General features: G+C 63.0%; 3 protein-coding genes. All 3 read left to right on the forward strand.

Going from position 1 to position 4,891, the window contains the following annotated elements:
* A partial coding sequence (locus LJE93_08715) for a hypothetical protein (GenBank protein MCG6948976.1) occupies positions 1–1,641 on the forward strand: 1,641 nt, incomplete at its 5' end.
* Positions 1,642–1,873: 232 nt separating this feature from the next.
* A complete protein-coding gene (locus tag LJE93_08720) occupies positions 1,874–4,588 on the forward strand; it encodes a serine/threonine-protein kinase (protein MCG6948977.1) in 2,715 nt (904 codons plus the stop codon).
* On the forward strand, positions 4,585–4,891 hold a 307-nt coding region (locus LJE93_08725; GenBank protein MCG6948978.1), incomplete at its 3' end, for a protein kinase. The genes LJE93_08720 and LJE93_08725, both read left to right, overlap by 4 nt.

Here is a 4,891-nt window from a genome sequence, read left to right on the forward strand (position 1 = left end):
AACGTCGTTTTCAAGAGTCCGGATTTTGGCGACACGTGGGAGATCATCAGCCCGGATCTCACAACCGACGATCCGGAGAAGCAGGGTGAGGCGGGCGGACCAGCGTGGAAGGAGAACACCACCGCCGAATACCATTGCACCATCATCAGCCTCGCTGAGTCGGAGGCTGAAGCAGGACTGTTGTGGGTCGGGACGGATGATGGAAACCTCCAGCTGAGCCGCAACGGCGGCAGTTCGTGGACCAATCTGTCCGCAAATGTGCCTGGGCTGCCCGCGCACTCGCCGGTGTCGCATATCGAGCCGTCTCGGGTTTCCGCGGAGCGCGCCTGGGCCGCCTTCGACCGGCATCTCTTCGACGATTTCAGACCACTGATCTACCGCACCGACGATTTCGGAGCTACTTGGAAGCCGGTCGTCGGCGATCTCCCGGAGGGTGCATGGGTGTGGGTGGTGCGTGAGGACCCCCGAAACCCGAATTTGCTTTACGCGGGCACCGAGCTCGGGCTGTATGCGACTCGCAACGGCGGACAGAGCTGGCAACGTCTGCACCTGAAGAACCTGCCGCCGGTCGCGGTGCACGACATTCTCGTCCACCCTCGCGAGAACGACCTCATCCTCGGCACCCACGGGCGCGCCATTTGGATCTTCGACGACGCGACCCCTATCCAGGAATTTGACGATGACATCTCGGCCAAGGTGGCCCACTTCTTCCCGATCCGGGACGCGCTGCGATACCCGGTCAGGGGGACTAGGTACGGCCTCGGTGACAAGGTCCACCGTGCGCCGAACCCACCCGCCGGTGCGCTCATTGCCTTTTTCCTCAGGGATGCCATTGAGCCCGATGGCGACAAGATCACAGACAGCTCCAAGGCCCAAGATCGGGTGAAGATCGAGATCATCGACGACGGGGGGACGATCATCCGCACCCTGAAGAAAGTGCCCACTGAAGCGGGTGTCAACCGTGTGGCCTGGGACCTCACTACGGACCTTCCCGACATCTTCCGGAGAGATGAAGAGATGGAGGAGTGGTACGGGCCCCCAAAGGGCGTTGCCGTACTTCCAGGAACCTACACCGTGCGGCTGACCGTCGACGACCAGGTTCTGGAAGAGACCGTTGTCGTTTCGGTGGATCCGACGGTGGACGTGGACAACACTGCGCTCGAGGCGCAATTTGCAGTTGCGATCGAACTCAACCAGGCCTGCTCCGCGGTAAACCGGGCGGCCACGGGGATAGATGCCGTTGTGAAGCAGCTCGAATCTAGAAGGGCGAACGCCGAGACGCTCTCGGACAAAGACCTACCAGAGGATATGAAAGAGCTCTTCGAACAGAAGGGAGATCAGCTCGAAATCCTGCTCGAATCGATCACCGGGGACGAGGATCTCGGAGGCTGGAGTGAGGGGCCGCAGCTCGCGGACAATCTCTTCTTCCTTCTGCGCAATATCGATTCCGGTTTCGCGACACCGACGGCCGCCCAGGAGTTGCTCGCAGCCGAGCTTCTGGAGGAAGCCGAGGCAAAGCTCGACGAGGTCAACACCTTCTTCGGTCAGGGCATTGACGAGCTCAACCGTAGCCTTGAGGGTTTTGGCGTGGCGCCGGTGACAGCTCCGGAGCCGGTGGAAATGCAACGGAGTGACGGCTAGGACAGGCAGCAGACCTGGTCGAATGGCGCACGGCGGCCTCGAGAAAAAATGTTTCAGAAGTGAAATGCGTCTGCGTCTCACATGCGTTATAGTGTTCGTCGTCCATTCATCGTGACGGACAGGCGAACCATGACTGGTTGAGACCCTGATTCGAGGTGGTCGAGAAGGGTGCTCGACGCCAGGTGATCGTCTGGGTTCGTGTACGGAATGGGCGACCCAGGGGGACCATCGAATGATCGGTACGACACTTTCGCACTTCCGGATCACCGACAAGCTCGGTGAAGGTGGGATGGGCCAGGTGTGGCGCGCCCAGGACTCGAAGCTCGGGCGCGAGGTGGCACTCAAGGTGCTCCCGGAGGAGTTTGCCAAGGATCCCGAGCGCATGGCGAGGTTCGAGAGGGAAGCCAAAGTACTTGCCAGCTTGAACCACCCGAACATTGCGACGCTGTACGGGTTGGAATCCATCGCGTCGGACGCGGACGTGGGACAGACGACCTTTCTGGCAATGGAGTTGGTGGAGGGGGAAGACCTTACGGAGCGGATCAAGCGGGGGCCTGTGCCGGTCGAGGAGGCGGTCGCAATCGCTCTGCAGATCGCGGAGGCGCTGGAGGCGGCCCACGAGCAGGGGATCGTTCACCGAGATTTGAAGCCGGCCAATATCAAGCTCCGACCCGATGGCACGGTCAAGGTGCTTGACTTCGGCCTGGCCAAGGCGTGGGACGCGGACTCCGAGGGCGCCAACCTTTCAATGTCGCCAACGCTGACCGCGCACGCGACCGCGGCCGGCGTGATCATCGGCACGGCGGCCTACATGTCACCCGAACAGGCGGCGGGCGTGGCGGCTGATCGCCGGGCGGACATCTGGGCCTTCGGCGTCGTGCTGTGGGAGATGCTGACCGGGAACAAGCTCTTCGAGGGCGAGACGGTCTCGCACGTGCTCGCGTCGGTGCTCAAGGATGATGTCGATCTCGCCGTGCTGCCGGAGGCAACACCGGTGCGGCTGCGCGAGCTCATCGAACGCTGTCTGAAGAAGAAGCCGCTGCAGCGGCTCCAGGCGATCGGCGACGCGCGCATCCTGCTCGACGAATATCGGGCCGATCCGGAGGCGTTCGAGCGGACGTCATTGAGGTCGCCGTCGGAAAGTGATGCGCAACCGATGTGGAAACGGGCGCTGCCATGGGCGGTCGCCGCCGGCGCCGCCGTTGCGGCTCTGGTCTTCGCCTTTGGCAGTTTTTCGAGAGGAGGAGCGGTCGACAGCGCCATCCGCTTCCAGGTGCCGCCGCCCGAGGGTCGCGGTTACCAGCTCGACTCCGTTCGTCCCGGGCCGGTGGTGGTCTCACCCAACGGGAAATCGCTTGCCTTTTCCGCGTGGGACGCCGATGGCCAGGTGCGGGTCTTTGTCCGTGACCTCGACGAGGTGCAGCCGAGAGTCCTGGCCGGGACCGAGGGCGCGCAGTACCCCTTCTGGTCTCCCGATTCGAAGAACCTGGGTTTCTTCGCCGACAGCAAGCTCAAAAAGGTCAGCGCCTCGGGCGGACAACCACTCACGCTGTGCGATGCCCCCGACGGAAAGGGTGCGTCGTGGAGTCCCGAGGGTGTGATCCTCTTCGCCCCGACAGCGACGAGCCCGATTCAACGCGTGTCCCAGCTGGGGGGCGAACCGGTCGATGTCACGACCTTCGATAAGGATCGGGGCGACGATTCTCACCGCCACCCCAGGTTCCTGCCGGATGGGAAACATTTTCTCTATCTGGCCCGTTTACCCGAAGGGCCCAGGGAGGGGCAGGCGATCGTTGCTGCGTCTCTCGAAGATGGCGATGAAAAGGTTCTGGTCCGCTCTCCCGCCGCGGCGGAGTACGCCTCCGGCCACCTGCTCTTCCTGCGCGAGCGGACTCTCATGGCGCAGCCCTTCAATCCCGACAAGCTCGAGCTCTCGGGTGAGCCGTTTCCGGTGGCCGACACCGTTGTCCTGATCTCGACCGGCACCGCGCAGGCTGTATTTTCCGCCTCACAGACTGGTGTTCTCGCGGTGCAGAGCGGCGTATTGTCGGCCGATCTCGTCATGCGGTGGCGAGGCCGGGACGGAGCCGTCCTCGACACCATTGGCGAGCCTGCTCGTTTTACCGACGACATCCGGCTGTCGCCGACCGAGGACACCGCAATCGTCCAGATTCGGGCGGAAGAGGGCGACAACCGCGATCAATGGGTCGTGGAGCTCGACCGCAAGCTGAGGACCCGTTTCACGTTCAGCCCTGATGGAGACGACGCACCCGTCTTTTCGCCAGACGGCGAGACCGTGCTGTGGGAGGTGACGGACGAAGCCGAACGTATGACCCTCAACCGCAAGTCGATCGGCGGGTCGGGAGATGGTGAGGTGCTGGCGGAGTTCGACAAGGAAACCTGGCCGGCATCCTGGCACCCCTCGGGCGACACGGTGCTCCTCGGGCAACAGGTGTCGCAGACGCCGGCCAATATCGACCTTCTGGTGTGGCCCATCAGTGGTGGCGGGAAGCCGGAACCCTGGCTGGCCACCGAGTTCATCGAGTACACCGGGAGTTTCTCCCCCGACGGCCGCTGGGTGGTGTACGGCTCCAACGAGAGCGGCAACTGGGAAATCTTTGTCGCCCCATTTCCCGGCCCAGGCCGCAAATGGCAGGTGTCGGTCGGCGGCGGTGCATGGCCGATCTGGCGACGAGACGGCGCGGAGATTCTCTACGTCAACCTTTCCGGGGAAATCATGGGAGTGCAAGTCGACGAACGGGGATCCGGTCTCTCCTTTGGACAGCCGCAGACGCTCTTCGAGTTCAGAACGACCGCCGTCGGATATGGTTTCGACGTGTCGGCGGACGGTCAACGGTTCCTGGTCGTCGAGCCGGCCGAGAATGTGCCTCCTGAACCGGTCACCGTGGTCGTCAACTGGCCGGCGGCGATCGAGGCCCAGCGATGATCGGGTCCACTCTCGCGCAGTACAAGGTGATCGCCGCGCTCGGTGAAGGTGGTATGGGTCAGGTGTGGCTCGCCGAGGACACAAAGCTCGGGCGCGAGGTGGCGCTCAAGGTACTGCCGGAGGAGTTCGCGACGGATCCCGAGCGGATGGCTCGCTTCGAGCGGGAAGCGAAGGTGCTCGCTTCGTTGAACCATCCGAATATCGCGACGCTCTATGGCCTCGAAACGGCTGGGATGGCCGGGAACTCAAAACTCAAAACTCAAAACTCAAAACTGACCTCGGACGCCGAGGTTTCCGAGGTCA

It is taken from the genome of Acidobacteriota bacterium (assembly GCA_022340665.1).
Classification (GTDB): Bacteria; Acidobacteriota; Thermoanaerobaculia; order Thermoanaerobaculales; family Sulfomarinibacteraceae; genus Sulfomarinibacter.